Origin of the sequence: Rhodobacter xanthinilyticus, assembly GCF_001856665.1 — a bacterium.
Lineage (GTDB): Bacteria > Pseudomonadota > Alphaproteobacteria > Rhodobacterales > Rhodobacteraceae > Rhodobacter > Rhodobacter xanthinilyticus.
Genome location: NZ_CP017781.1, coordinates 2,747,236 through 2,773,167 on the forward strand (window position 1 = coordinate 2,747,236; position 25,932 = coordinate 2,773,167).

The following is a 25,932-nucleotide window of genomic DNA, read 5'->3' on the forward strand; positions in this document are numbered from 1 at the left end:
CGGGATTTTCTTGCGCGGCGCGGGCTCTGGCGCTACCGAGACAGGCCAGAGACCACAGAGCCGAGGGAGCCCCCGATGAGCATCAACAGCGAAAGCGATACCGCCGCGAATCTGCAGATCGGCCCGACCTCGCTCGGCATGGTGCGGATCTACCTCGAGGGCGAAGGCATCGACCTGCCGCTCGATTTCGAGCCCGAAGAGGCCGAGGAAATCGCCGAGGAACTGCTCGCCGCCGCCGAAGCCGCGCGCGAGATCGCCTCGGGCGGCGCGGCTGGCGGCAAATCGGGCGGCAAATCGGGCGGCAAGGGCCCGAAGAAGCACCGCTGATCACAAAAGCCCTGCGCGCGGCGCCCCCGGGTCGAGCCGCGCCTGCAGCCGCTGCGCCGCCGCGCGGGCGAAATCGAGCGTGACCACCTTGCGCCGCGCCGGCGCGAGCCGCGCCTCGGGGCCCTGCCGCAAGATCTCGCCGCCATAGCCATCGGCGAGAATCACCCCGGTCGCCTCGGGCAGCAGATCCCGCGGGAAGGCCGCATCCACCGCCCAGAAATAGCGGTCGCACCAGTCAAGATAGCCCTGCCATTTGTGATCGGCCCGAAAATCCGCCCGGCAGGATTTGCACTCGACGATCCAGAGCTCGCCCTTGGGGCCGAGCGCCATCAGATCCGCCCGCAGCCGCGCCCGCAGCGGCATCTCCGCCACCACCGCAAAGCCGAGATCCACGAGCGCCCGCGCCGCACCGCGGGCGAGGAGCTGACCGGGCTGAGGCGGGGAAAGATCGTCGCGCATGGCGAAAACATGAACGAAAAGCGAACGAAGTTCAACCCGCAACCGCGCCCCAGATCACCCAGACCGCCAGCCCGCCCTGCGCCACCAGCACCGCCATCACCGCGAGCGAGCCCAGATCCTTGGCGTTGCGCGCCATCTCCGAGACCTCGGGCGAGAGCCGGTCGACGATCTCCTCGATCGCGGTATTGAGCGCCTCGACCGCGACGAGCAGGCACAAAAGCCCCACAAAGAGCCCGATCTCCACCGCCCCCGCGCCCAGCCACAGATAGGCCGGCCCCGCCACCAAGGCCGCGCCAAGCTCATGGCGGAACGCCGTCTCGCGCCACAGCCGCCGCAACCCCGCCAGCGAATAGCGCGTCGCGGCCAGAAGATGCGCGGGGCCCGTCACCCGGGGCGGACGGGGTGGCGGGGCGGCGGGGTCGTCACGCATCGGGGCACCTCAGGCGATGGCTCGGGCGCAGCCTGCCCCGGATCGGCGCGCCTGTCACCCCCGAACGCCCCTTGCCGAAGCCCGCCCGGCGCCCTATCTCTGGGCTCGGCGGTTACTGCTCCTCGCGTGCAAGGCCCTTTTCCAGTGGCCGATAAGCATTTCCGAGGGGGCTGGCTCTGCCGGGATCCTGGTCTCGGTAACTGGCTCCCACCTGATTTAGTCAGGCTCTCGGGAAATTCACGCCTTCACGGTCGCTGCGGTTTCCGCCACCCCTCCACCCCTCCCCCAGAGACGAAAAAGCCCCCCGAAACCGGAGGGCTCGCGCGCCATCAGGGGCCGTTCAGCGCAGCTTGCGCCGCTGTGCGGGCTTTTCGACCGGCACCGGCACCGCCACCATCTGCGCGGTCTTCTCGAGCCCCGCGGGGATCGCATCGCGCTTGCCGCCGCCGGGGGGCGTTTCATCCTCGGCCATCCGCATGATCGTGATCGCGAAATTCACGCCCGAGAACACCACCGTGTTGAACACGAGCAGCAGCGCCAGCGCGATATAGCCGATGTCGGAGGTCGAGATCAGGTGCCACAGATTCGCGACGTTGAACCACAGCAGCAGCCCGACAAAGGCCACCGAGAGGCCAAAGCCGTAAAACACGTTGCGGATGTAGAGACGAATGAGCTCAGGCATGACGCACCCCCTTTTGCCAATAATGTAACGCGGAAATTACAAAAGCAAACAGCCAATCGCGGGTTTGTCAAAGGTAGATGCGAAATGTCGCATATATCTTTGGCGGCCCTCAGAACGCCTCGGGGCGGAACTCGCGCGCCATGTGGTCGAGCACCGCGTTGACGAATTTCGGCTCGCGGCCCTCGGGGAAGAAGGCGCGCGCCACATCGACGAATTCGGTGATCACGACCTTGGGCGGCGTCGCGGGGTTGGCAAGCTCGGCGCCCGCCGCGCGGAAGAGCGCGCGCAACACCGGGTCGATCCGGTCGATCGGCCATTTCGCGACAAGCGCGCGGTCGGTCGCCTGGTCGATCTTCGCCTGCCAGACGACCGCATCCTCTACGAGCCGCTCGAAAAGGCCGATATCGCCCTCGACAAGCTCCTCGCCGCCATCCTCGAGCGCCGCGCCGAAGCGATAGGTCTCGAATTCGCGCATCACCCGGTCAACGCCCTGCCCCGCGGCCTCCATCTGGAAGAGCGCCTGCACGGCATAGAGCCGCGACGCAGATTTCATCTGGCGCTTCTCGTCGGGCGTGCGTTTCTTCGGGGTCTCGGGGGCGGTGTCGGTCATGCGTGGCTCGGTCCTTCGGTCTCGCCGGCGATCCGGAGCGACTCACCTTGCGGGCGGAAGCCGATCCCTTTCGTCTGGCCCGCCCATTTGCGCGACAACGCGACAAGATGCAAGGCCGCAGCCGCAGCCCCGCCGCCCTTGTTCTGGCCCGCCGGGTCGGCGCGGACCTCGGCCTGCGGGCGATTCTCGACCGTCAGGATGCCGTTGCCGATGCACAGCCCTTGCAGCCCGAGCAGCGTCAGCCCCCGCGAGCTGTCGTTGCACACCGTGTCATAATGCGTCGTCTCGCCCCGGATCACGCAGCCGAGCGCGACATAGGCGTCGTAATCGGCCATCCGCGAGGCCATGCCGATCGCGGTGGGCAGCTCGAGCGCGCCCGGCACCTCGACGACATCGGCCACCGCGCCACAGGCCGCGGCCACGCCGCGCGCGCCCGCGACCAGATTGTCGGCGATATCCTTGTAATAGGGCGCCACCACGATCAGCATCCGCACCGGTTTGTCGAACCGCGGCAGATCGAGGGTATAATGCGCTTCGTTCGCAGCCATCTCGGGCCTCCTCAATAGGTCCGGGTGCCGGCGATCTCGAGGCCATAGCCCTCGATCCCGACGAGCTTCGGGAGCCCCGAATTGGTCATCAGCGTGATCTTCGTCAGGTTCAGCGCCGACAGGATCTGCGCGCCGAGCCCATATTGACGCAGCGTCTGCGGGCTCGCCTCGCCCGGGCGCACCATCTTCGCCGAGGTCTCGCGCAAGAGCACCACAACCCCGCGCCCCTCGGCCGCGATCGCCTCCATCGCGCGCCCCATCTCGCCCGCCTTGGCGGCGTTCAGCCCGAGCACATCGGCCATCGGGTCAAGCGCATGCATCCGCACGAGCACCGGCTCCGGCCCGGAAATATCGCCTTTCGTCAGGACGATATGCTCCGCGCCCTCGGTCTCGTCGGCAAACAGCCGCATCGACCAATCGCCGCCATGGATCGAATGAACCGGCGCCTGCGCGGCCTCGCGCACGAGGTTGTCGTGGCGGCGGCGATAGGCGATCAGATCCGAGATCGTGCCGATCTTGAGCCCGTGCTTTTGCGCAAACGCCACCAGATCGGGCAGCCGCGCCATCGTGCCATCCTCGTTCATGATCTCGCAGATCACGCCCGAGGGGTTCAGCCCCGCGAGCCGCGCGACATCGACCGCGGCCTCGGTATGGCCCGCGCGGACGAGCACCCCGCCCTCGCGCGCGCGCAGCGGGAACACATGCCCCGGCGTCGCGATATCGGCCGCGCCCTTGAGCGGGTCGATCGCGACAGCAATCGTGCGCGCCCGGTCATGGGCCGAGATCCCGGTCGTCACCCCCTCGCGCGCCTCGATCGAGATCGTGAAGGCGGTCTCGTGGCGCGAGGAATTCTGCGCGCTCATCAGGCTCAGCCCGAGCGCATCGATCCGCGCCCCCGGCATCGCGAGGCAAATCAGCCCGCGCCCATGCATCGCCATGAAGTTGATCGCATTCGGCGTCGCCATCTGCGCGGGGATCACCAGATCCCCCTCATTCTCGCGATCCTCGTGATCGACAAGGATGAACATCTTGCCGTTGCGCGCATCCTCGATGATCTCCTCGATCGAGGAAATCGTGTCGGAATAGCTCTTCTCGACCGGGCCGGGGGTATCGTGGGTGCCGGATTTGTCGACCGGTTGTGTCATGCCTTCCACTCCTGCAGCCGCGCGACATAGCGCGCGAGCGTATCAATCTCGAGGTTCACCCGGTCGCCGAGCGCCGCCGTCCCCCAGGTCGTCACCGCCTTGGTATGCGGGATGATGTTCACACCGAAGTCACAGCCCGACACCTCGTTGACCGTCAGCGACGTGCCGTTGAGCGCAACCGAGCCCTTCGGCGCGATGTAACGCGCCAGCGCCTCGGGCGCGCGGAAGGTGAAACGCGTCGAGGCGCCCTCCTCGCGCAGCCCGACAATCTCGGCCACGCCGTCGACATGGCCCGAAACGATATGCCCGCCGAGCTCGTCGCCCACCTTCAGCGCGCGTTCGAGGTTGAGCGCGCTGCCCACGGCCCAGCCGCCGATATTGGTCTTCGAGACGCTCTCGGCCGAGATCTGCACATCGAACCAGTCCGCGCCGGTCTCGATCACCGTCAGACAGACGCCGTTGCACGCGATCGAGGCGCCCAGATCGACCCCCTCCATCGCATAATGACAGCCGATCCGCGCGCGCAGATCGCCCGCCTGCTCGAGCGCGCGCACCTCGCCCAAATCGGTAATGATCCCGGTGAACATGGCCAATCCCCTTGCTTTGCCCCTGCCTAGCCCGCCCCGCCCCCCCACGCAAGGCCCGCGCCGCCCCTCCTTTGCGCCAATACGCACAGACCGCCCGCCGCGCCGCGCACAGGCCGCGATTTTGCCGTGACAGCGCCCCGGTTTCGGGCGAGAAAGCCCCATGCACCGCTACGCCGACCGCCATTTCCTGATGCTGCAAGGGCCCCACGGGCCCTTCTTCCGCCAGCTTGGCGCGATGCTGCGCGCGGCGGGCGCCCGCGTCACGCGCGTCAGCTTCAACGCCGGCGACGAGGCCTTCTGGCATGACCGCGCGAGCCTGATCCGCTTCACCGAGCCGCCCGAGGCCTGGGCCCCGCGGATCGCCGCGCTGCTGGCCGAGCACGCGGTCACCGATCTCGTCCTTTACGGCGATACCCGCCCGATCCATGCCGAAGCCGTCGCCGCCGCCCGCGCCGCGGGGCTCACCGTGCATGTCTTCGAGGAAGGCTATATCCGCCCCTATTGGGTCACCTATGAGCGCGGCGGCTCGAACGGCCATTCGCGGCTGATGGAGCTCACCGTGCCCGAGATGCGCGCCGCACTCGCGCAATCGGAGATCGATTTCCCCGACGCCCCGCCGCGCTGGGGCGACATGCGCCAGCATATCTTCTACGGCGCGCTCTATCATTTCCTGGTGATGGCCGCGAACCGGCGCTACCGCGGCTTCCGCCCGCATCGCGGCGTGAGCGTGGTCGAGGAGTTTCGCCTCTACCTGCGCCGCCTCGTCGCGCTGCCGCTGCATATGGCCGAACGCTGGATCGCGACGGTGCGGGTGCGGCTCGGCGGCTGGCCGTTCCATCTCGTGCTGCTGCAGCTCGAACATGACGCGAGCTTCCGCATGCATTCGAACTTCGCCTCGCAGACCGAATTCGTCGAAATGGTGATGGCGGGCTTTGCCGAAGGCGCGCCGCGCCACCATCACCTCGTCTTCAAGGCCCACCCGCTCGAAGATGGCCGCGCCCCGATCACCCGCGCGATCGCCGCCGCCACCGAGAAATTCGGCCTGGAGGGCCGGGTGCATTTCGTCCGCGGCGGCAAACTCGCGGGGCTTCTCGCCCAGGCGCGCTCCGCCGTCACCGTGAACTCGACCGCCGCCCAACAGGTGCTCTGGCGCGGCCTGCCGCTGAAATCCTTCGGCCGCGCGGTCTATGACAAACCCGAATTCGTCTCGCCGCAACCGCTCGCCGAGTTCTTCGCCGCCCCCGCCCGCCCCGACAGCCGCGCCTACCGCGATTACCGCCACTACCTGCTCGAAACCAGCCAGATCCCGGGCGGCTTCTACTCCTCGCGCGGGCGGCGCACGCTGCTGCGCGCGGTGGTCGACATGATGCTCGCCCCCGAAGACCCCTATGACGCGCTCACCCACGGCAAAGCGGCACCGAGGCAACAGTTGCGCGTCGTCAAATAAGTTATCTGGCTTTTTTGCCAATCTTTCTTTAGGTTTGACGCAAAATCATAAGCAGCATCCCGCAAGAGGAGCGAGCAGTGACCGCCAAACCTACCCGCAGGGCCCTTCTGGCCGGGCTTTCCGTTGCCGTTCTCGGCACCGCATCTTGTGCCCTCCCGCGCTCGGGCCCCAACAAGAAGGAAATCTTTGCCGGCTCCGTGCTGCGCAAGGGCGATGCCTTCGTCGTCGAGGTCAATGACCACGTCGCCCGCGCCACCGCCGTGCAACCCGCGCTCGGCTTCTCCTCGCGCTTCCAGGGCGCCGGCGTCGTCGGCTCCGATACGATCAACCCGGGCGATACGCTCGCGCTGACGATCTGGGAAAACGTCGAGGACGGGCTCCTGGCCCAACAGGGCACCAACGCCACCCAGCTCACCGAGATGCAGGTCGACGGCTCGGGCTATATCTTCGTGCCCTACGCCGGGCGGATCAAGGCCGCGGGCAACTCGCCCGACGGGCTGCGCAAGATCATCACCGAGAAACTCGACGCCCAGACCCCCGACCCGCAGGTCACCGTGGTGCGCGTCGCGGGCGATGGCTCGACCGTCTCGATCATGGGCGCGATCGGCGCGCAGGGCGTCTATGCGATCGAACGCCCGACCCGCACCCTCTCGGCGATGATCGCCCGCGCCGGTGGCGTCTCGATCAAACCCGAGATCGCCAAGATCATCGTCAAACGCGGCGGCACCTCGGGCGAGATCTGGCTCAAGGATCTCTACGACAACCCGAAAATGGATATCGCGCTGCGCCCGGGCGATGTGATCCTCGTCGAGGAAGACACCCGCGCCTTCACCTCGCTTGGCGCGACCGGCGCTCAGGCCCGCGTGCCCTTCGAGACCCAGACCCTCTCCGCGCTCGAAGCGATCGCCACCGTCGGCGGGCTGCAATCGAACCTCGCCGACCCGACCGGCGTCTTCGTGTTCCGCAACGAACCCGCCGAGATCGCCTCGGTGGTGCTCGGCCGCAATGATCTCGTCGGCGATCAGCGCATGGTCTATGTGCTCAACCTCACCGAGCCGAACGGCATGTTCCTCGCGCGCGATTTCATCATCCGCGACGGCGACACCGTCTATGTGACCGAAGCGCCCTATGTGCAGTGGCAAAAATCGCTCTCCGCGATCACCGGCCCGGTCACCACCGCCAATTCGCTCAGCAACCTCGGGAACTGATGCCCGCGGTGGCGCCGCGCTCCGATCAGGCCGCCGGGGTGCCCCGGCGGCTTTTCCATTACACGCTGGGCTTCTGGAAAGAGCCGCGCCTGCGCCAGATCCTCGCCGCGGCGGGGCATGATCTGCGGCTCGGCCGGCCCGGGCCCGAGGATGGGGTGGTGGTCTGGGGCCGCTCGCCCTATGCCGCGCGCGGCGAGGCGGTGGCGGCGCGCACCGGCGCGCGGCTGATCCGGCTGGAAGACGCGTTCCTGCGCTCGGTCAAACCCGGGCGCGCGGGGGGGCGCGGGCCGCTCGGCCTGCTCATCGACCCCCATGGCGTCCATTTCGACGCCGCGACGCCGTCGCTCCTCGAACGTATCCTCGCCCGCGACCCGCTCGACGATGCTTCCATTTTGCAACGCGCGCGCGAGGGAATGGCGCGGCTGCAGGCCTCAGACCTTTCAAAATACAACAATCATGATGAAACTCTGGAGCCCCCGCCGCCGGGCTACGTGCTCGTCATCGACCAGACCGCGGGCGATGCCTCCATCGCCCATGGCGCCGCCTCGGCGCGCAGCTTCCGCGAAATGCTCGCCGTCGCCCAGATCGAAAACCCCGGCGCGCGGATCCTGATCAAGACCCATCCCGAGACGATCGCCGGCGCCCGCCCCGGCCATTACGGCCCCGGGAATTGCGACACCCGCACCGAGATTTGTGACGCCCCGATCTCGCCCTGGAAGCTCCTCGAAGGCGCGATCGCGGTCTATACCGTCTCCTCGCAACTCGGCCTCGAGGCGATCTTCGCCGGCCATCGGCCGCGGGTCTTCGGCCAGCCCTTCTACGCCGGCTGGGGGCTGACTCAGGACGAAAACCCGCCCCCCCGCCGCAGCCGCCGCCTGACCCGCGCCCAACTCTTCGCCGCAGCCTATCTGATCGCGCCGACCTGGTTCGACCCCTGCCGCCAGCGGATCTGCAGCTTCGAGGAGGCCGTCGACCAGCTCGAGGCCGAGACCCGCGCCTGGCGCGAAGATCGCAGCGGCCATGTCGCCGTCGGCATGCGCCTGTGGAAACGTCGCGCCTTGCAAGGCTTCTTCGGGCAGGATCGGCCGATGCGCTTTGCCAAGACCCTCGAGCAGGGCCAGCGGATCGCAGCGGAGACCGGTCGCTCCCTGCTGATCTGGGGGCAAAGCGACGCCCCCGCCCTCCATGTCGAGGACGGCTTCCTGCGCTCGCGCGGCCTCGGCGCCGAGCTGACCCCGCCGCTCTCGCTCGTCACCGATCGGCAAGGCCTCTATTACGACCCGACCCGCCCCTCCGATCTCGAGACCCTGATCGCCCGTGAGCCGCCCCCCGGCGGCCGGGCGCGCGCCGAGCGCCTGATCGGCGCGATCCGCGCGGCTTCCTTGTCAAAATACAACATCGGCGCCGCCCTGCCGCCGCTCCCCGATGGGCCCCGGATCCTCGTTCCCGCGCAGGTGGAAGATGATGCTTCCCTGCGGCTCGGCGCGGGCAAGATTTGCACAAATCAGACATTGCTCGCCGAAGTCAGCGCGCAAAACGCCGCAAAAACCATCATTTTCAAACCTCACCCGGATATCGAAGCCGGCCTGCGCCCCGGCGCCGTCCCGCCCGCGACCGCGCTGCGATACGCCGATCTGATCTTGCACAAATCGAACCCGATCGCGGCAATCGAGGCGGCGGAGGAAATTTGGACGATGACCTCCACCCTGGGCTTCGAGGCGCTTTTGCGGGGCAAGCGCGTCACTTGCCTCGGCGCGCCCTTCTACGCCGGCTGGGGGCTGACCCGCGATCTTGGGGCCGTTCCCGCCCGCCGCACCGCCCGCCCGGATCTCGCGCAACTCGCCCATGCCACGCTGATCGCTTACCCGCGCTATCACGACCCGATCTCGGGCCTGCCCTGCCCGCCCGAAGTCATCGTAGAACGGCTGGCCGCGAACCGCCTGCCCGGGCCGCGCCTGGGGCTGCGGATTCTCGCAAAATTACAAGGGATTTTCGCCTCTTACGCCTGGCTCTGGCGTTAATCGCGCCGCCAGCGGTGGAGCACATCCCCACCGATCACCTGCGTCTCGCTCAGCCGATAGCGCGGCGCTTGCGCCAACCGCTCGAGCCCGAGCGGCCCGAGCGCCGGCCGCCCATCCCCGCCGAGCGCAACCCCCGCGGTGAACCCGATGAATTCGTCGACGAGCCCCGCCCGCATCAGGCTCGCGGCGAATTGCCCACCGCCCTCGCAAAACACCCGCGTCAGCCCCTTCGCGGCCAGCCCCTCGACCAGGGCACGCGGCTGAAGCGCGCCCTTTTCCTCAGCCACTTCAATAAGTTCCGCGCCGATGTTCATCCAGAAATCACGCGCCTCCCGCGGCGCGTTCGGCCCGTGCACAAGCCAGAGCGGCGCCTGATCGAGCGAGCCCGCGAGCCGCCCGCGCGGCAGATCGAGCCGCGCGGAGGCCACCACCCGCACCGGCGCCCGGGCCGGCTGAAACCCGCGCACGGTGAGCAGCGGATCGTCCGCCCGCGCGGTGCCGCCCCCCACCAGAACCGCGTCAAACCGCGCGCGCAACGCATGCACCCGCGCCCGCGCCTCGGCCGAGGTGATCCACTGGCTCTCGCCATTACCGAGCGCGATCCGCCCATCGAGACTGGTCGCGAGCTTGACCGCAATCCACGGCCGCCCGCGCTCGATCCGGCTCAAGAACCCGGCCTGCAGCGCGCGCGCCTCGGGCTCGAGAAGGCCCTCGTCGACCGTGATCCCCGCCGCACGCAGCATCGCATGCCCCCGCCCGGCGACCCGCGGATCCGGGTCGGTCATCGCGCTGACGACGCGCGCCACCTCCGCCCCGATCAACCCCTCAGCGCAGGGCGGCGTCTTGCCATGATGGGAACAGGGCTCGAGCGTGACATAGGCGGTCGCGCCACGCGCCTCCGCCCCCGCCTGATCGAGCGCGCGCCGCTCCGCATGCGGGCGCCCGCCCGGCTGGGTCCAGCCGCGCCCGACGATCCGCCCCTCGCGCACCAGCACGCAGCCGACGGCGGGGTTCGGCCAGACGTTGCCCAAACCCCGCGCAGCCAGCGCAAGCGCCAGCCGCATGAACCGCCGGTCCGCCTCGCTCACTCGGCCTCACCCGCCCCCGGACGCAGCTCCGAGACGAATTTGTCGAAATCGTCCGCGGCTTGGAAGTTCTTGTAAACGCTCGCAAAACGCACGTAGGCAACGGTGTCGATCCGCGCCAGCGTCTCCATCACGATCTCGCCGATCGCCTTCGAGGGGATATCGGTCTCGCCGAGGCTTTCGAGCCGCCGCACGATCCCCGAGATCATCTGATCGATCCGCTCCGGCTCGATCGGACGTTTCTGCATCGAGATCCGGATCGACCGCTCGAGCTTGTCACGATCAAAATCCTCGCGTTTGCCGGAGGTTTTGATCACCACGAGGTCGCGCAGCTGCACGCGCTCATAGGTGGTGAAGCGCCCGCCGCACGCGGGGCAAAACCGTCGACGCCGGATCGCAACATGATCCTCCGCCGGGCGGCTATCCTTCACCTGAGTATCAACATTACCGCAAAACGGGCAGCGCATGGCTTCCCCCTTCTCTCTGTTCCCGCCTCATATTGGGGTCTGACGCCCCAGTTATCCACAGAACTATAGGGGGCAACCGAAGTTTTGGGTAGCGAAAATGTGAGCCCACCAGATCCAGTGGGGGGCAACTGTGGCGCGTTTGACTCAGCGCAGCAGCGCCAGCACCTCGCGCCGGTGCGCCGCGCGCCGATGTTCGAAAAGGTAAATTCCCTGCCAGGTGCCGAGCCTGAGCCGCCCGGAAATGACAGGAATCTGCAAGCTCACCGGAAGAAGCGCCGCCTTGATATGGGCCGGCATATCGTCGGGGCCCTCGTAAGTATGGGTCAGATAGGCCATCTCCGGCCGGTCCGAGGGCGGCACGAGCCGCTCGAAGAAGGCGCCGAGATCGCTCTGCACCTCGGGGTCGGCGTTCTCCTGAATGAGGAGCGACGCGGAGGTGTGGCGGATGAACAGCGTCAGCACCCCCTCCGCGCAGGGGCGCACGAACTCCGCCACCTCGCGGGTGAACTCGTAGAGCCCGGGCCCGCGGGTGGCGATCTCGAAGCTGCGGTGCATCAGGAGGCGGGCGTCTCGGCGCGCGGTTTGGCGGAGATCGCGAGGCACTCGGGGTTGATGTCCATGATCGCGCGCTCCTTGGCGAAGGCCGCATCGACCTCTTTCGCCGAGAGCCCGGTCTTTTGCACGCCGAGCGGGGTTTTCGAGCCGTCGCCGATGCCGGTGGTGAGGGTGAAGGTTCCGCCCTCCTCCGGGGTGACGAAGGCGAAACAGGTGCCCGCCTGATCCATGCGCGGGGCGCCGGTCTGGGTGGACATGCCCTCGACGCAGGCAGCGAGGAGAAGCGGGGCGGCGAGGAGAAGGCGGGTCATCAGGGGCTCCGTGGAGGTTTTGGCGAGCCTAGCAAGGGGCGGGCACGGGGGGAAGGGGGCGGCGTCAATCCGACGCGTCGTCGGGCGATGGCAGCAGATGCCAAGCCTCCCGATAGGGATCAAGCCAGCCCAGCGCATAGACCGGAGGATCGGGAGCATAGGCGGAGCTATAATCCGGCACCAACCGGCGGAGCTTGCTGTTATTGCGGACCTGCCCGAGCCTCCCCGGGCGCGAGAGCCAAGCCTGATGCGTCTCGCGGATCACTTTTGCGACCGTCTCACTCGGCAAGATATAGCAAACGGGCACCGTCTCGCCGATATCGCCGAAATCCACAAAGCAATAAAAGAGGCTCGGGGCCGCGATCGTCTCGTGCTTTTCCCCCATGTGCCAGCCGCCATCGCTCCCGCGGTTTTGGCGGCTCTTGACCTGCACACCGAACTGACGGCGCCCCTCGATATCACTCACCACGATATCGAGATTGGGCACGCCTTGCGGCGCGAGCGCCGCGATCAGCCCGCGCGTGAGCAACTGCGCCATGACATAATGCTCACCAGCGGCACCAAGCAGAGTGGTTTTGGATATCATAAACAAAACGCCCCCTTCCGGGGGCGCCTCTCTTACTGGTCGAGGAAGCTGCGCAGCTTCCGGCTCCGGCTCGGATGTTTGAGCTTTCTCAAGGCCTTGGCCTCGATCTGGCGGATCCGTTCGCGGGTGACCGAGAATTGCTGGCCGACCTCTTCGAGCGTGTGGTCGGTGTTCATCCCGATCCCGAAGCGCATCCGCAGCACCCGCTCCTCGCGCGGCGTCAGGCTCGCCAGAACCCGCGTCGTCGTCTCCTTCAGGTTCTCCTGAATGGCGCTGTCGAGCGGCAGGATCGCGTTCTTGTCCTCGATGAAATCGCCAAGCTGGCTGTCTTCCTCGTCGCCGATCGGGGTTTCGAGCGAAATCGGCTCCTTGGCGATCTTCATCACCTTGCGAACCTTCTCGAGCGGCATCTGCAGCTTCTCGGCCAGCTCTTCGGGCGTGGGCTCGCGGCCGATCTCGTGCAGCATCTGCCGCCCGGTCCGCACCAGCTTGTTGATCGTCTCGATCATATGCACCGGGATGCGGATCGTGCGCGCCTGATCGGCGATCGAACGGGTGATCGCCTGACGGATCCACCAGGTCGCATAAGTGCTGAACTTGTAGCCGCGGCGGTATTCGAATTTATCCACCGCCTTCATCAGACCGATGTTGCCTTCCTGAATGAGATCAAGGAATTGCAACCCGCGGTTGGTGTATTTCTTGGCGATCGAGATCACCAGACGCAGGTTCGCCTCGACCATTTCCTTCTTGGCCTGACGCGCCTCTTTCTCGCCCTTCTGGACCTGGTTCACGATCCGGCGGAATTCCGAGATATCGACGCCGACATATTGGCCGACCTGCGCCATCTCGGCGCGCAGATCCTCGACCTTGTCACCCGATTTCTCGAACAGCGTCGTCCAGGCGCGCGCGCCCTTGGCCATCATCCTGTCGCCCCAGGTCGGGTCGAGCTCGTAGCCGCGATATTCCTCGATGAATTCGCGCCGGTTGATCCGCGCCGCATCGGCGAGCTTCACCATGCCGCTGTCGATCGACATGATCTTGCGGTTGATCCCGTAGCACTGGTCGATCAGCGCCTCGATCCGGTTGTTGTGCAGATGCAACTCGTTGACCAGCAACACGATTTCCGAGCGCAGCTTCTGATAGGCCGCCTCTTCCGCCACCGAGAAGGTGCCGTCCTCGTTCAGCGTGGCCGACATCCGCAGATCCTGCATCTCGGCAAGCCGGGTATAGTCGCGCGCGATGATCTCCAGCGTCTCGAGCACCTTCGGCTTGAGCGCGGCCTCCATCGCGGCGAGCGACATGTTCGAGCCGTCGTCCTCGTCGTCATCCTCGTCGACGCGCGACAGCGGGTTGCCGTCGGCGTCATATTCAGGCTCGTCGGAGGCGGGCCGCTTGGGCTGCGCCTCGACCTCCATCCCGTCGACGACCGGCTCATCCATCTCGCCGTCCTCGTCGAGCGAGCGCCCGAAAGTCGCCTCGAGGTCGATCACGTCGCGCAGCAAGATCTCTTCGTTGAGAAGTTCGTCGCGCCAGATGGTGATCGCCTGGAAGGTCAGCGGGCTTTCGCACAGCCCCGCGATCATCGTGTTGCGCCCCGCCTCGATGCGCTTGGCGATCGCGATCTCGCCCTCGCGCGACAGCAGCTCGACCGAGCCCATCTCGCGCAGATACATCCGCACCGGGTCGTCGGTGCGGTCGAGCGTCTCGCTTTGCGTCGTCGCCACCGCGACCTCGCGCGAGCCCGAGCCGGTCTCGACGATGGCGCCGCCCTCGGCCTCCTCGCCCTCTTCCGCCTCGATGACGTTGATCCCCATTTCCGAGAGCATCGACATCACGTCCTCGATCTGGTCGCCGGAGACCTGATCGGGGGGCATCACCGCGTTGAGCTGGTCATAGGTGATGTAGCCGCGTTCCTTCGCTTCCGCGATCATCCGCTTCACAGCGGCCTTCGACATATCGAAGGACTGATCCTCGTCGCTGGACGTATCGGGCTTCGTTTCGTCGATGTCTTTGGCGGCCATGGGGGCTCCTTGGTCGGGCTGCGGGTCGGGCGCGCGCGGCGGGCGGCGGCCCCGGCCCAGACAGGATCGAATCATATCCTGCGGTTTTATCGAATCGCGGAACCGAATCACAGGGCCGAATCAACCCCTCCGGCCCCGCGCGGGCTCAGTTTTTGCGTTTGCGCCAGATTTCCCCGTCGATCATGGCCTTGAGCTGCGCGGAAAGCGCCGCGCGGTCCTCGCCCATGTCCGACGTATCGTCGAGCTTCGATTGCTTGGCCCGTTCCCGGGCGGTCGTGGCCTGCGCGAGGCGCCAGGTCAAACCCTCGTCGGCAAGCCCCTCCAGATCCTCCATTGCCTCTTCCACCTCGGCGCGGACCGCCCGCTCCGTCGCGAGCTTGGCCAGCTCCTCGGCGAGACAGAGCCGCGCGAGCGCCCCGTCCTCGCGTTTGAGAATCGGGGGCGCAGTGCGCAGATGGGGCAGACCGAGCAGGTTTTCAAGGTCTGCGCCCGCTTCCGCCGCCAGCCGCGCGGCGATTTCGGCCGGGGCGACATGCGCCGCGGCGAGCATCACCGCGCGCAGCCGCTCGCGGTCGGGGTGGGTCAGAACCACCCGCTCGAGCTGGCTCTCGAACTCCGCGATCAGCTCCGGGTGCACCGCCAGAATCCCGAGCACCATGCTCTCGCGCAGATGCTCCGCAACCCGTTCATCGCCCGCGACAAGCAGCGTCGAGCGCGTCGTCGGCAAGGGCTGCGCGGGCGGGCGTTCGCGCCCGAAGCCCTTGGAGAAGCCGCCCGTGAAGCCGCCCGCAAACCCGTCCCGCGGCGCAAATCCGCCCTCGCGCGCGCCCCGCCGGCTGCCGCGCGTGCCGAAGAGATCCTCGCGCAGCCGCTTGATCTCCTCGCCGTAATGCGCCCGGATCGACGGGTCCGCGATCCGCCGGATCGCCGCGCGCAGGCTCTTGTCGAGCGCGGCCTTGCGCTCCGGGCTGTCGAAATTCCGCCCCTCGGTCTCGCGCGTCCAGAGCAGATCGACCATCGGCCGCGCCCCTGCGAGCACCCGCTCCATCGCCTCCGCACCCTCGGCCTTGATCAGCTCATCAGGGTCCTGCCCGCCCGGCAGGATCGCAAACCTGAGCCCCTTGCCCGCCTCGAGAAGCGGCAGCGCGAGGTCGATCACCCGCAGCGCCGCGCGCATCCCCGCCGCATCGCCATCGAGCGCGATCACCGGCTCGTCATGGATGCGCCACATCAGCCGCAGCTGATCCTCCGTCACCGCGGTGCCGAGCGGCGCCACCGCGCCGCCGAACCCCGCCTGCGCCAGCGCGATCACATCCATGTAGCCCTCGGCCACGACAAGCCGCGCGCCCTTGCCACAGGCCTCGCGCGCCGGGCCGAGGTTGTAGAGGTTGCGCCCCTTGTCAAAGAGCGGCGTCTCCGGCCCGTTGAGATATTTGGCGCGCGCATTCGGGTCCATCGCCCGCCCGCCGAGCGAGATCGCCCGCCCGCGCCCGTCGCGGATCGGGAAGATGATCCGCCCGCGGAACCGGTCATAGGGCGCGCCGCCGTCCTCCGGGCGCGCACAAAGCCCCGCCTCGACGATCAGATCGGGCGCGATCCCCTTGGCGGTGAGCGCCTGAAAGAGCCCCTGCCGCACATCGGGCGCAAAGCCGAGCTCAAAGCGCGCCTGCGTCTCGGGGGTGAGCCGGCGCCGCGCGATATAGTCGCGCGCGACCGCGCCCGCCTGCGTGGAAAGTTGCAGGCGGTAATATTTCACCGCCTCCTCCATCACCCCGACGAGCTCGCTGCGCCGGTCGGCGCGCTGGCTGGCCACCGGGTCGCGCGCGGGCATCACCATCCCCGCCTCGCGCGCGAGGATCTCGATCGCCTCCATGAAGCTGACGTTCTCGGTCTCGCGCACGAAGCTCACCGCATCGCCCTTCGCATGGCAGCCGAAGCAGTAATAATAGCCCTTGCGGTCATCGACGTGGAAAGACGCCGATTTTTCCTGATGGAACGGGCATGGCGCCCACCAGTCGCCCTTGCCCTGGTTCGATTTGCGCATGTCCCATGTGACCTTGCGCCCGACCACTTGCGCGATCGAGGTGCGGGTTCGCAATTCGTCGAGGAATCCGGGCGGCAGGCTCATGGCCCCTATATTGTCGCGATGCGCCCCGGAGTCGAGAGACCTCGCGACACGCGGCCGGGGCGGACGAAACGGGGGGGGCGGCCCGAATCGGCGCCCCGCGGCCACATCGGCGCCACAGAGTTCCCCGAGAGCGCCGCAAAGTCTTGTCTACAATTGAAACAATCCCGCCGCTCAAACCGCTTGCAGAAAAAATGTGGCAACAAACTTAACGATTTAGGCAGAAATCGCCCCAGTTTCGCCACATCTCCAAACGAATATTAACTCTTACGAACAGAAGCGTCAGAACCGGCGCTCAGAGGACAGTGCGATGACGGTTAACATGCGTAAACTCTCCGATTTGACCCGAACGGCCCCCGCAGTGCGGCGCTTCCTGCGAGAGGAAGACGGCTCGCTGTTGATCCTGAGCTTGCAAATTTTCATCATCATGATGATCACACTCGGCATCGCGATCGACTTCGTGCGCTTCGAGGAACGCCGCGCGCTGGTGCAAAGCACGCTCGACCGCGCGGCGCTCGCCGCCGCCTCGCTCAACCAGAAGGTCGATCCCGAGACCGTCGCCAAGGATTATATCGACAAGGCCGGGCTGAGCTATCTCAACGCGCAGCCGAAAGCCACCGGCGGGCTGAACGATGAATGGCGCCGCGTCGAGATCACCGTGCAAGATACGATGCCGACGATCTTCGGGCCGATCCTGAAGATCAATTCGCTCTCGAGCGAGGTCTCGAGCGCGGCCGAGGAAAGCGTCGGCACGGTGGAGATCTCGCTGGTGCTCGACGTGTCGGGCTCGATGAACGAGTCGGTGAGCTACACCGACCCATCCACCGGCAAAGCCGTCACCTCGACCCGGATCGCGGTCACGCAATCGGCGGCCAACAGCTTCATCGGCCAGATGTTCGACACGATCCAGACGCCCACCGCGCCCGCCGGGCGTCTCGCGATCTCGATCGTGCCCTACAACCAGAACGTCGTGCTCGGCTCGACGCTGACCAAGGGCTACACGCTGAGCACCGATGTCAGCAACGGCAGCTATGCGAAGACCTGCATCGACCTGCATGAGGCAGATTTCGGCACGCTCGGCATCGACGCAAATGTCACCCAGCAACGCACGATGTATGGCGACAGCGTGTTTTCCTACGATTTCAACGTCTCGCCCTGGGCGACCTGGTCGATCGAGAACTGCGTCGAGAACAGCTCGCGCGCGATCCTCGCCTATGGCAACAACGAGACCGTTCTGAAGCAGAAGATCACCGACCTCGTCGCCTCGGGCGACACCGCCATCGACTTCGGCGCGAAATGGGGGATGGCGCTGCTCGACCCGCTCGCGGCCCCCGCGATCACCAAGCTGATCGCCTCGAAGGACGTGAGCGGCGACCTCACCGGCCACCCCTTCGCCTATACCAATGTCTCGGGCAATTCCGCCAATACCGCGATGAAGGTTCTGGTGCTGATGACCGACGGCGAGAACACCCGCTCCTATTCGACGCGGCCCGCCTATCGCACCGGCGCCTCCGGGCTCATGACCACGAGCTCGACCGGCAAGCTCACCCTGACCACCGATTACTACGGCAACATCACCGGCTATTCGACCACCGGCCTCTATTACTACGACCCCACGCGCAATCCGCCCTACTACAGCTACAAATCGGCCAGCTGGATGGGCACCCCCTCCTCAAAACTCTACAACATTACCTATGACACGCTGTGGAAAACCCAGAAGCTCTCGCTGCACTGGGTGGCCGACAAGGTTCTGTCGCGCCCCTATGGCACCTCGGCCGCGATCAAGAAGGCGACCTATGACAAGATGGCGCTGCGCTCGACCTTCTCCGACAAGGACGCCAACTTGCTGAAACTGTGCAAGGCGGCCAAGGCCAAGGGCGTCAAGGTCTTCACCATCGCGATCGACGTCGAGGATACCAGCAACGGCGCGAAAGTGCTCAAGGCCTGCGCCGAAGAGGGCACCGGCTCGGGCAAATATTACAAGACCTCCTCGGGTCAGCTGAGCACGACCTTCGCCTCGATCGCCAAGAAGATCACCGCGCTGCGGCTGGTGGAGTAAACCGATGCCCGCCCGCCCGCAAACCCGCCCCGCCGCCCCGCGCGCACCGCTGCGCGCCCGGCTTGGCGCGTGGGCGCGCGCCTGGCTCGGCTGCGAAAGCGGCGCCGCCACCATCCCGGCGGTGATCTTCCTGCCGACCTTCATCATGTTCATGATCTCGGCGGTCGATCTGAGCCTGCTGATGCTGCGCCAGATCGTGCTCGACCGCGCCATCGATGTCGCCACCCGCGACATCCGCCTCGGCGCTGCCGATATCTCGAGCCATGCCGCGCTGAAAGCCTCGATCTGCGACGGGCTGGGCCTGTTTGACGATTGCGCCAACAACGTCACCGTCGAGCTCTTCGAGATCGATGACGGCACCTGGACCTCCGACGCGGGGGCGGTGACCTGCACCGACAAGGATCTGCCCGACCCGGAGGTCACCTTGCAGACCGGCGCGGTCAACCAGATGGTTCTGATGCGGGTGTGCATGAAGGTCTCGCCGATGGTCGCCGCCGATCCGCTCGCGCTCGCGCTGGTGACCTCGGCCGACGGCAAATATGCGCTGATCTCGAGCACCGTCTTCGTCAACGAACCGCAAGCCGCGCAAACCGGCGCGGGCAGCTGAGGAGGCCCCGATGCGCATTTTCCGCACCCTGCACCGCTTTCTCGCCGCCGAACGGGGCTCGGTCCCGATCGAGGGGCTGATCGGCGCCGCGATCCTCGCGGGCTGGTACATGATGGCCTTCGAATTCTACGAAGCCTTCCGCATGAAAATGGTCAATCAGCGCGCCGCCTATACGCTCGCCGACCTGATGTCGCGCCGCGAGGCCTCGATCGGCCCGAGCTATATCGAGGGGACCAAGGAGGTGATCGGCTATGTCGCGGGCCAAGCGGCGCAGGACCAGTCCTGGGTGCGGATCTCGGTGATCCAGTGCTTCGCCAGCGAAGACCCGGACATGACCCCGGAAGAAAAGAACGCCCCCTGCGACGGGGTCGAGAAATCCGCGCAGCTGCTGGGCTCCTACGGCACCGACGGGCAAAAACCCCTGACCCAGGCGATGCTCGAGACCGTCGCCGACCGGATCCCGATCATGGCCGTCGCCGATACCGCGGTGATCACCGAAACCTCGACCTTCTACCTGCCGGTCTTCGCCAATGCCGGCACCTTCCTCGGCCCGCTGCTCGGCGGCAAGCTGCGGTTTTCGAATTTCGTCGTGACCCGCCCGCGCGGCGTCGACAACAGCTGGGACAGCGCCTCCTGAGCCGCCCCCTGAGCCGCCTCTGTGCGCCCATGCTCAGCCCCCTGTGAGCCAAAAGCCCTAGGGCGCGCGCCCCGCCTCGCCTACCTTGGGGGCAACCGATCCCAGCCCCGAGGTGCCCCATGTCGATCCGCCCCGTTCTCGAAACCCGCCGCGCCCGCCCGACGATGGAGGGCGCCGGCGTGCGCCTGCACCGCGCCTTCGGCTTCACCGACCCGAGCGAATGTGACCCGTTCCTGATGTTCGATGATTTCCGCGGCGAGCGCCCCGCCGATTATCAGGCGGGCTTCCCCTGGCACCCCCACCGCGGCATCGAAACCATCACCTATGTCCTCGCGGGCTCGGTCGAACATGGCGACAGCCTCGGCAACGCCGGAACCCTCGGCGCGGGCGATATCCAGTGGATGACCGCCGGCTCAGGCATCTTGCACCAGGAAATGCCCTCGGGCGATGCGCAGGGACGGATGCACGGCTTCCAGCTCTGGGCGAACCTGCCGCGCGATCTGAAGATGACCGCGCCGCGCTACCAGGACATCAAGGGCGCCGATATCCCCGAGGTGATCGACGATGACGGCACCCGCGTGAAGGTCATCACCGGCACCTTCTGGGGCGCGCGCGGCCCCGTCGACGGCATCGCCGCCGACCCGCAATATCTCGACATCTTCGTCCCAGCCGGCGTGAAAAAGCGTTTCAAGATCGATACCTACCGCCGCGCCTTCGCCTATGTCTTCGACGGCGACGGCTTCTTCACCGATGCCTCCGCGCCCCAGGGCGTGCTGCTCGAGAAAGAGGTGATGGGCCAGGAGGTCAATATCCGCGACCTCTCGGGCAACCGCACGCTGGTGCGCTTCGGCTCGGGCGATGAGGTCACCGTGCAGGCCGGCGAGCGCGGCCTGCGCTTCCTGCTGATCTCCGGCGCACCGATCGAGGAACCCGTCGCCTGGCACGGCCCGATCGTGATGAACACCGAGGCCGAACTCCACCAGGCCTTCCGCGACCTGCGCAACGGCACCTTCATCAAGCCACAACACTGATCCCGACGGGCGCAGGGGGGCCGTCTGCCCCCCTCTGCCTGCGGCATTCACCCCCCGAGGATATTTTCCCATCGTTGAAAAGCAGCCTCCCCCCCTCCTTCAATGATGCGAAAATATCCCGGGGGTGAGGCCCGAAGGGCCGAGGGGGCAGCGCCCCCTGCCCCCGCCGCTCCGCAAATCCCGCCCGATTGCGCGCTTGCCGCGCGCCCGCGCGCCGCCTATAAGGCCGCCATGACGCGGCTCTTGCATATCCATCGAATTAGCGGCCCGGCGCTCTGACGCGTCAGGGTAGCCGGGACATGTGCAAAGCCTCGGGCGCGGGCCGCGCGCCCTTCCTTCGATCAAGGATCTCCCCAGATGTGCGCCGATACGCCCGAAACTTCTGTCGATTACCGCGACACCGTCTTCCTGCCTGAAACCGATTTCCCGATGCGCGCGGGCCTGCCCCTGCGCGAGCCCGACTGGCTCGCCCGCTGGGAGCGCCTCGGCGTCTACGACCGGCTGCGCGAGAAGGGCCGCGCCGAGGCCCGCCCGCCCTTCGTCCTCCACGACGGCCCCCCCTATGCCAACGGCCATCTCCACATCGGCCACGCGCTGAACAAGACCATCAAGGACATCATCGTGCGCAGCCATCAGATGATGGGCCATGACGCGCGCTACGTCCCCGGCTGGGATTGCCACGGCCTGCCGATCGAATGGAAGATCGAGGAGCAATACCGCGCCAAGGGGCTGAACAAGGACGATGTCGACATCGTTTCCTTCCGCCAGGAATGCCGCAAATTCGCGGAAAACTGGGTCACCGTGCAGCGCGAGGAATTCAAGCGTCTCGGCATCACCGGCAACTGGGCCGACCCTTACCTCACGATGAATTTCCACGCCGAGGCGGTGATCGCCGAGGAATTCATGAAATTCGTGATGAACGGCGCGCTCTATCAGGGCTCGAAGCCGGTCATGTGGTCGCCGGTCGAGAAAACCGCACTCGCCGAGGCCGAGGTCGAATATCACGACCATACCAGCCACACGATCTGGGTGCGTTTCAAGCCGGTCGCGGCGCTCGAGGGCGCCTCGGTGGTGATCTGGACGACGACGCCCTGGACGATCCCGCAAAACCGCGCGGTGGCCTATAACCCGGCCATCGCCTATGGCGCCTACCGGGTCGATGCGGTGGCCGAGGGCGCGACCGCGGTGGCGGGCGAGGTGCTGATCCTCGCCGATGCGCTGGCCGAGAGCGTGCGTGGCGCCGCCAAGATCGAGGCCTTCACGCGCCTGCGCGACGTGCCGGCAGCCGAGTTCGAGGGCGTGATCCTGCGCCACCCCTACGCCGGCGTCGAGGGCGGCGCGGGCGAGTGGGATTTCGACGTGCCGCTCCTGCCGGGCGATCACGTCACCGACGACGCGGGCACGGGCTTTGTCCATACCGCGCCCTCGCATGGCGATGACGACTATCAGCTCGGCCTGAAATTCGGCCTGAAGATGACCTACAACGTCGAGCCCGATGGCAGCTATCGCAAGGATCTGCCGCTCTTCGGCGGGCAGGCGATCATCGACGAAAACGGCAAGGACGGCCCGGCAAACGTCAGCAATATCAAACAGCTGGCCTATTGCGGCGCGCTGTTGGCCAAGGGCAAGGTGAAACATTCCTACCCGCATTCGTGGCGCTCGAAAGCGCCGCTGATCTATCGCAACACGCCGCAATGGTTCGCCGCGATCGACGTCAAACTCGCCGATGACATGGCCACCTATGGCGAGACGATCCGCGCCCGCGCGCTGAAATCGATCGAGGAGCTGGTGAAATTCACCCCGGCCACCGGCCGCAACCGCCTCCATTCGATGATCGAGAACCGACCCGATTGGGTGCTCTCGCGCCAACGCGCCTGGGGCGTGCCGCTGACCTGCTTCGTCAAGCGCGGCGCCAAACCGACCGACGCGGATTACCTGCTGCGCTCGGCCGAGGTGAATGCGCGCATCGTCGCCGCCTTTGAACAGGCCGGCGCCGATGTCTGGTATGAAACCGGCTTCAAGGCGCGCGTGCTCGAGGGCATCGCCGACCCGGAGGCCTATGAGCAGGTCTTCGACGTGCTCGACGTGTGGTTCGATAGCGGCTCGACCCATGCCTTCGTGCTGCGCGACCGCGCCGATGGCACCAAGGACGGCATCGCCGATGTCTATCTCGAAGGCACCGACCAACACCGCGGCTGGTTCCATTCCTCGCTCTTGCAAGCCTCGGCCACGATCGGCCGCGCACCTTATCGCAACGTCGTGACGCATGGCTTCACGCTCGACGAGAAGGGCATGAAAATGTCCAAATCGCTCGGGAATACCGTGGCCCCGCAAGAGGTTATCGACGAATACGGCGCCGATATCCTGCGCCTTTGGGTCGCGCAATGCGACTATACCGCCGATCAGCGCATCGGCCCGAAGATCCTCAAAGGCACCGCCGACAGCTACCGCCGCCTGCGCAACACGCTGCGCTTCATGCTTGGCGCGCTGGCGGGCTTTGACGAGGCCGAACGCGTCGATCTGGCCCAGATGCCCGAGCTCGAGGCCTGGGTGCTCCACCGCCTGGCCGAGCTCGACACGGCCGTGCGCGAGGGCTACCGCAGCTTCGACTTCCAGTCGGTGTTCCAGACGCTCTTCACCTTCTCGACCGTCGATCTCTCGGCCTTCTACTTCGATATCCGCAAGGACGCGCTCTATTGCGACGCGCCCGGCTCGCTCACCCGCCGCGCCTGCCGCACGGTGATGGATATCCTGTTCCACCGCCTGACGACCTGGCTCGCGCCGATCCTGCCCTTCACCATGGAGGATGTCTGGCTCTCGCGCTTCCCGGGCGAGACGAGCTCGGTCCACCTGCAGGATTTCGCCCCGGTGCCGGCCGATTGGGCGAACCCGGCGCTTGCCGCGAAATGGGAGGGCATCCGCCGGGCCCGCCGCGCGGTGACCGCCGCGCTCGAGGTCGAACGCACCGCCAAGGTGATCGGCGCCTCGCTCGAGGCCGCGCCGGTGGTCCATGTCGAGGATGAAACCCTCGCGAGCGCGCTGAAATCGGTGGATTTCGCCGAGCTCTGCATCACCTCGGGCCTCGCGCTCACCACCGACCCGGCCCCGGGCGAGGCCTTCCGCCTGCCCGAAATCGCCGGCGTCTCGGTGGTCTTCGAACGCGCCGAGGGCGAGAAATGCCAGCGCTGCTGGAAGATCCTGCCCGATGTCGGCGCCCATGCGCATCCCCATACCTGCGCGCGCTGCAACGCCGCGCTGAGCTGAGCCGAACCAAGACAAGGGCGCCCCGGGCGCCCCGACTTCAAGCCTCCGGCGGGCGTATTTGCGCCAAGAAGAAACCCCCTCTTCTTCTTGGTAAAAATACGCCGGGGGTCCAAGGGGGCAGCGCCCCCTTGCCCGGCCCGACAGGCTCGGCTAGGCCTGTGCCATTGAGCCCGAGGTGCCGATGAGCCTGCCGATCCTGCTGTCCGTCCTCGCCGCGGCTTTCCTCCATGCGCTGTGGAACGCGCTGATCCGGCTTGGCGGCTCGAAGATCCGCGCGATGGTCATGCTCTCGCTGATGGAGGCCCTGGTCGGCGCCGCCATCGCCGCGGCCCGCCCGATGCCGATCCCCGCCGCCTGGCCCTGGATCGCGGGCGCGGGCTTCGTCCATTTCGCCTATAAATTCTTCCTCGCGCAGGCCTATGAACAGGGCGATCTGAGCCGCGTCTACCCGATCGCGCGCGGCGCCGCGCCGATGCTCGTCGCGATCGTCTCGGCGGCCTTCGCGCTCGATCACATCGCGCCGATGGGCTACGCCGGGATCGCGGTTCTCGGCCTCGGGATCTTGCTGATGGCACGCGGGGTCTTCACCGATGGCGAGAGCCGGCGGCTCTTGCCCTTCGCGCTCGGCTCGGCGCTCGCCACCGCGACCTATACGCTCGTCGACGGCATGGGCGCGCGCGTCGCGGGCGATGCGGTGGGCTATGTCGGCTGGCTGATGATCGGCGGGGGCCTCGGCTTTGCGGCGCTGATGCTTGGGCTGCGCGGGCCCGCGATGCTGCGCGCCCGGCCCGGTGAATGGGCAGTGGCGGGCGCGGGCGCGGCGGCCTCCTACGGCGCCTATGCGATCTCGATCTGGGCGATGACGATCGCGCCGATTGCCCTCGTCGCGGTGCTGCGCGAGACCTCGATCCTCTTTGCGGTGGTGATCGGCTGGCTGGTCTTTGGCGAGAAGATGACCCGCGCCAAGGCGCTTGCGGCGGTTCTGATCGTTGCCGGCGTGATGCTGACCCGGCTTTAGCCCCGCCGCGCGGGCACGATCTGCTGCAAGATGCCCACGCCCATCAGATAGACCGAGCTCACCACGAGCCCCCAATGCGCCCAGCTTTGCGGGTGGAAATCGACAAAGGCCGCCCAGGCCGCGAACACCGTCCAGCCCAGCGCCATCGGCAGCGACAGCGCCCGCCAGCGCCGCGTCCGGGTCGGGTGGATGAACTTGAGCGGGAAGAACATCGCCACCGCCAGCACCAGAACCACCGCGAGCGTCACCCAGTAACCGGGCTTCAGCGCGAACAGCACCAGCACCACCATATTCCAGCACGCCGGGAAGCCGGAGAAGGAATTATCCTTCGTTTTCATGCGGGTATCGGCGAAATAGATGACGCTCGCATAGGTGATCGCGATGATCGCGAGCCAGCCCGTCCAACCCGGCAGCAGCCCGGATTTGAAGAGCGCATAGGCCGGAATGAAGACATAGGTCAGGTAATCGACGATCAGGTCCATCAGAACCCCGTCATAGATCGGCCAGTTCGTCTTGACCTGATAGCGGCGCGCCAAGGGGCCGTCGATGCCGTCGACGAAAAGCGCGACGACGAGCCACAGGAACATCAGGCTCCACTTTTCCTCGACCGCGGCGAGCATCGCCAGCATCGAGAGCACCGCGCCCGTGGCGGTCAGGAGGTGGACGGAGAGGGCTTTGAAACGAAGATCCATGCCTCCTCTT

At 66.8% G+C, this 25,932-nt stretch carries 25 protein-coding genes; 10 read left to right on the forward strand and 15 right to left on the reverse strand.

The window, feature by feature from the left end; genetic code table 11:
* Window positions 1–75: 75 nt before the first annotated feature.
* On the forward strand, window positions 76–327 hold the full coding sequence (locus LPB142_RS13375) for a DUF6324 family protein (protein ID WP_068764946.1): 252 nt from the start codon (window positions 76–78) through the stop codon (window positions 325–327).
* On the opposite strand, the gene LPB142_RS13380 is transcribed toward LPB142_RS13375, so the two are convergent.
* From LPB142_RS13380 to LPB142_RS13410, 7 genes are all read right to left on the reverse strand, one after another.
* On the reverse strand, window positions 328–786 hold the full coding sequence (locus LPB142_RS13380; protein WP_071166668.1) for an MmcB family DNA repair protein: 459 nt from the start codon (window positions 784–786) through the stop codon (window positions 328–330).
* Between the two features lie 31 nt (window positions 787–817).
* The gene (locus tag LPB142_RS13385) at window positions 818–1,216 is read right to left on the reverse strand and encodes a diacylglycerol kinase (RefSeq protein ID WP_071166669.1); all 399 of its coding nucleotides are present in this window, start codon (window positions 1,214–1,216) and stop codon (window positions 818–820) included.
* 340 nt (window positions 1,217–1,556) lie between these two features.
* A complete protein-coding gene (locus tag LPB142_RS13390) occupies window positions 1,557–1,898 on the reverse strand; it encodes a hypothetical protein (RefSeq protein WP_071166670.1) in 342 nt (113 codons plus the stop codon).
* Between the two features lie 109 nt (window positions 1,899–2,007).
* Entirely contained in the window at window positions 2,008–2,508 is a 501-nt protein-coding gene (nusB, locus tag LPB142_RS13395; RefSeq protein WP_068764950.1) for a transcription antitermination factor NusB, read from the reverse strand.
* Window positions 2,505–3,056, reverse strand: coding sequence for a 6,7-dimethyl-8-ribityllumazine synthase (locus LPB142_RS13400; protein ID WP_068764951.1), 552 nt, complete (start codon window positions 3,054–3,056; stop codon window positions 2,505–2,507). The genes nusB and LPB142_RS13400 overlap by 4 nt, the downstream gene beginning before the upstream one ends.
* 11 nt (window positions 3,057–3,067) lie before the next feature.
* Window positions 3,068–4,201 carry a 3,4-dihydroxy-2-butanone-4-phosphate synthase gene (gene ribB, locus LPB142_RS13405; RefSeq protein ID WP_068764952.1) on the reverse strand — a complete coding sequence of 378 codons (1,134 nt, stop codon included), beginning with the start codon at window positions 4,199–4,201 and terminating at the stop codon, window positions 3,068–3,070.
* Entirely contained in the window at window positions 4,198–4,788 is a 591-nt protein-coding gene (locus LPB142_RS13410; RefSeq protein WP_068764953.1) for a riboflavin synthase, read from the reverse strand. The genes ribB and LPB142_RS13410 overlap by 4 nt, the downstream gene beginning before the upstream one ends.
* A gap of 160 nt (window positions 4,789–4,948) precedes the next feature.
* Between LPB142_RS13410 and LPB142_RS13415 the strand changes: the two genes are divergently transcribed.
* From LPB142_RS13415 to LPB142_RS13425, 3 genes are all read left to right on the forward strand, one after another.
* Window positions 4,949–6,235 carry a capsule biosynthesis protein gene (locus LPB142_RS13415; protein ID WP_071166671.1) on the forward strand — a complete coding sequence of 429 codons (1,287 nt, stop codon included), beginning with the start codon at window positions 4,949–4,951 and terminating at the stop codon, window positions 6,233–6,235.
* Between the two features lie 77 nt (window positions 6,236–6,312).
* Window positions 6,313–7,443 carry a polysaccharide biosynthesis/export family protein gene (locus LPB142_RS13420; protein ID WP_197474192.1) on the forward strand — a complete coding sequence of 377 codons (1,131 nt, stop codon included), beginning with the start codon at window positions 6,313–6,315 and terminating at the stop codon, window positions 7,441–7,443.
* Entirely contained in the window at window positions 7,443–9,464 is a 2,022-nt protein-coding gene (locus LPB142_RS13425) for a capsular polysaccharide biosynthesis protein (protein ID WP_071166672.1), read from the forward strand. The genes LPB142_RS13420 and LPB142_RS13425 overlap by 1 nt, the downstream gene beginning before the upstream one ends.
* Here LPB142_RS13425 and ribD read toward each other — a convergent pair.
* From ribD to dnaG, 7 genes are all read right to left on the reverse strand, one after another.
* Window positions 9,461–10,552 carry a bifunctional diaminohydroxyphosphoribosylaminopyrimidine deaminase/5-amino-6-(5-phosphoribosylamino)uracil reductase RibD gene (gene ribD, locus LPB142_RS13430; RefSeq protein ID WP_083392692.1) on the reverse strand — a complete coding sequence of 364 codons (1,092 nt, stop codon included), beginning with the start codon at window positions 10,550–10,552 and terminating at the stop codon, window positions 9,461–9,463. The two genes, LPB142_RS13425 and ribD, sit on opposite strands and share 4 nt — an antisense overlap.
* Window positions 10,549–11,016: a transcriptional regulator NrdR gene (gene nrdR, locus LPB142_RS13435; protein WP_068764955.1), complete on the reverse strand. Its 468-nt coding sequence runs from the start codon at window positions 11,014–11,016 to the stop codon at window positions 10,549–10,551. Before nrdR ends, ribD begins: the two co-directional genes overlap by 4 nt.
* A 144-nt stretch (window positions 11,017–11,160) precedes the next feature.
* Complete coding sequence (locus LPB142_RS13440; RefSeq protein WP_068764956.1) at window positions 11,161–11,571, reverse strand: secondary thiamine-phosphate synthase enzyme YjbQ; 411 nt, start codon at window positions 11,569–11,571, stop codon at window positions 11,161–11,163.
* Window positions 11,571–11,882 carry a hypothetical protein gene (locus LPB142_RS13445; RefSeq protein WP_068764957.1) on the reverse strand — a complete coding sequence of 104 codons (312 nt, stop codon included), beginning with the start codon at window positions 11,880–11,882 and terminating at the stop codon, window positions 11,571–11,573. The genes LPB142_RS13440 and LPB142_RS13445 overlap by 1 nt, the downstream gene beginning before the upstream one ends.
* 64 nt (window positions 11,883–11,946) lie before the next feature.
* Window positions 11,947–12,420 carry a hypothetical protein gene (locus LPB142_RS13450; RefSeq protein WP_198037835.1) on the reverse strand — a complete coding sequence of 158 codons (474 nt, stop codon included), beginning with the start codon at window positions 12,418–12,420 and terminating at the stop codon, window positions 11,947–11,949.
* An 80-nt stretch (window positions 12,421–12,500) separates the two neighbouring features.
* Window positions 12,501–14,489 carry an RNA polymerase sigma factor RpoD gene (gene rpoD, locus LPB142_RS13455; RefSeq protein ID WP_068764959.1) on the reverse strand — a complete coding sequence of 663 codons (1,989 nt, stop codon included), beginning with the start codon at window positions 14,487–14,489 and terminating at the stop codon, window positions 12,501–12,503.
* 145 nt (window positions 14,490–14,634) lie between these two features.
* Complete coding sequence (gene dnaG, locus LPB142_RS13460; RefSeq protein ID WP_071166674.1) at window positions 14,635–16,617, reverse strand: DNA primase; 1,983 nt, start codon at window positions 16,615–16,617, stop codon at window positions 14,635–14,637.
* A 307-nt stretch (window positions 16,618–16,924) separates the two neighbouring features.
* Between dnaG and LPB142_RS13465 the strand changes: the two genes are divergently transcribed.
* The 6 genes from LPB142_RS13465 (at window position 16,925) to LPB142_RS13490 (ending at window position 25,230) form a co-directional block, all read left to right on the forward strand.
* Window positions 16,925–18,673 (forward strand): TadE/TadG family type IV pilus assembly protein, encoded by a 1,749-nt coding sequence (locus tag LPB142_RS13465; protein ID WP_198037836.1) that lies wholly within the window; start codon window positions 16,925–16,927, stop codon window positions 18,671–18,673.
* Between the two features lie 4 nt (window positions 18,674–18,677).
* Entirely contained in the window at window positions 18,678–19,280 is a 603-nt protein-coding gene (locus LPB142_RS13470) for a TadE/TadG family type IV pilus assembly protein (RefSeq protein WP_071166676.1), read from the forward strand.
* A gap of 10 nt (window positions 19,281–19,290) precedes the next feature.
* Window positions 19,291–19,917 (forward strand): TadE/TadG family type IV pilus assembly protein, encoded by a 627-nt coding sequence (locus tag LPB142_RS13475; RefSeq protein WP_071166677.1) that lies wholly within the window; start codon window positions 19,291–19,293, stop codon window positions 19,915–19,917.
* A 119-nt stretch (window positions 19,918–20,036) separates the two neighbouring features.
* Complete coding sequence (locus tag LPB142_RS13480; protein ID WP_071166678.1) at window positions 20,037–20,948, forward strand: pirin family protein; 912 nt, start codon at window positions 20,037–20,039, stop codon at window positions 20,946–20,948.
* A 357-nt stretch (window positions 20,949–21,305) separates the two neighbouring features.
* On the forward strand, window positions 21,306–24,212 hold the full coding sequence (ileS, locus tag LPB142_RS13485; RefSeq protein ID WP_071166679.1) for an isoleucine--tRNA ligase: 2,907 nt from the start codon (window positions 21,306–21,308) through the stop codon (window positions 24,210–24,212).
* A 181-nt stretch (window positions 24,213–24,393) separates the two neighbouring features.
* Window positions 24,394–25,230: an EamA family transporter gene (locus LPB142_RS13490; RefSeq protein WP_068764966.1), complete on the forward strand. Its 837-nt coding sequence runs from the start codon at window positions 24,394–24,396 to the stop codon at window positions 25,228–25,230.
* Here LPB142_RS13490 and LPB142_RS13495 read toward each other — a convergent pair.
* Window positions 25,227–25,922 (reverse strand): CDP-alcohol phosphatidyltransferase family protein, encoded by a 696-nt coding sequence (locus tag LPB142_RS13495; RefSeq protein WP_071166680.1) that lies wholly within the window; start codon window positions 25,920–25,922, stop codon window positions 25,227–25,229. The two genes, LPB142_RS13490 and LPB142_RS13495, sit on opposite strands and share 4 nt — an antisense overlap.
* Window positions 25,923–25,932: the final 10 nt, after the last annotated feature.

Bases quoted from the DNA above. Each gene is read 5' to 3' on its own strand.
- ileS (WP_071166679.1), top strand. From the start codon at position 21,306: ATGTGCGCCGATACGCCCGAAACTTCTGTCGATTACCGCGACACCGTC.
- LPB142_RS13380 (WP_071166668.1), bottom strand. From the start codon at position 786: ATGCGCGACGATCTTTCCCCGCCTCAGCCCGGTCAGCTCCTCGCCCGC.
- LPB142_RS13400 (WP_068764951.1), bottom strand. From the start codon at position 3,056: ATGGCTGCGAACGAAGCGCATTATACCCTCGATCTGCCGCGGTTCGAC.
- LPB142_RS13480 (WP_071166678.1), top strand. From the start codon at position 20,037: ATGTCGATCCGCCCCGTTCTCGAAACCCGCCGCGCCCGCCCGACGATG.
- LPB142_RS13410 (WP_068764953.1), bottom strand. From the start codon at position 4,788: ATGTTCACCGGGATCATTACCGATTTGGGCGAGGTGCGCGCGCTCGAG.
- nusB (WP_068764950.1), bottom strand. From the start codon at position 2,508: ATGACCGACACCGCCCCCGAGACCCCGAAGAAACGCACGCCCGACGAG.
- dnaG (WP_071166674.1), bottom strand. From the start codon at position 16,617: ATGAGCCTGCCGCCCGGATTCCTCGACGAATTGCGAACCCGCACCTCG.
- LPB142_RS13445 (WP_068764957.1), bottom strand. From the start codon at position 11,882: ATGACCCGCCTTCTCCTCGCCGCCCCGCTTCTCCTCGCTGCCTGCGTC.
- LPB142_RS13425 (WP_071166672.1), top strand. From the start codon at position 7,443: ATGCCCGCGGTGGCGCCGCGCTCCGATCAGGCCGCCGGGGTGCCCCGG.
- LPB142_RS13390 (WP_071166670.1), bottom strand. From the start codon at position 1,898: ATGCCTGAGCTCATTCGTCTCTACATCCGCAACGTGTTTTACGGCTTT.
- LPB142_RS13375 (WP_068764946.1), top strand. From the start codon at position 76: ATGAGCATCAACAGCGAAAGCGATACCGCCGCGAATCTGCAGATCGGC.
- LPB142_RS13450 (WP_198037835.1), bottom strand. From the start codon at position 12,420: ATGGCGCAGTTGCTCACGCGCGGGCTGATCGCGGCGCTCGCGCCGCAA.
- LPB142_RS13470 (WP_071166676.1), top strand. From the start codon at position 18,678: ATGCCCGCCCGCCCGCAAACCCGCCCCGCCGCCCCGCGCGCACCGCTG.
- LPB142_RS13440 (WP_068764956.1), bottom strand. From the start codon at position 11,571: ATGCACCGCAGCTTCGAGATCGCCACCCGCGGGCCCGGGCTCTACGAG.
- nrdR (WP_068764955.1), bottom strand. From the start codon at position 11,016: ATGCGCTGCCCGTTTTGCGGTAATGTTGATACTCAGGTGAAGGATAGC.
- LPB142_RS13465 (WP_198037836.1), top strand. From the start codon at position 16,925: ATGACGGTTAACATGCGTAAACTCTCCGATTTGACCCGAACGGCCCCC.
- rpoD (WP_068764959.1), bottom strand. From the start codon at position 14,489: ATGGCCGCCAAAGACATCGACGAAACGAAGCCCGATACGTCCAGCGAC.
- LPB142_RS13490 (WP_068764966.1), top strand. From the start codon at position 24,394: ATGAGCCTGCCGATCCTGCTGTCCGTCCTCGCCGCGGCTTTCCTCCAT.
- LPB142_RS13385 (WP_071166669.1), bottom strand. From the start codon at position 1,216: ATGCGTGACGACCCCGCCGCCCCGCCACCCCGTCCGCCCCGGGTGACG.
- ribB (WP_068764952.1), bottom strand. From the start codon at position 4,201: ATGACACAACCGGTCGACAAATCCGGCACCCACGATACCCCCGGCCCG.
- LPB142_RS13475 (WP_071166677.1), top strand. From the start codon at position 19,291: ATGCGCATTTTCCGCACCCTGCACCGCTTTCTCGCCGCCGAACGGGGC.
- LPB142_RS13415 (WP_071166671.1), top strand. From the start codon at position 4,949: ATGCACCGCTACGCCGACCGCCATTTCCTGATGCTGCAAGGGCCCCAC.
- LPB142_RS13495 (WP_071166680.1), bottom strand. From the start codon at position 25,922: ATGGATCTTCGTTTCAAAGCCCTCTCCGTCCACCTCCTGACCGCCACG.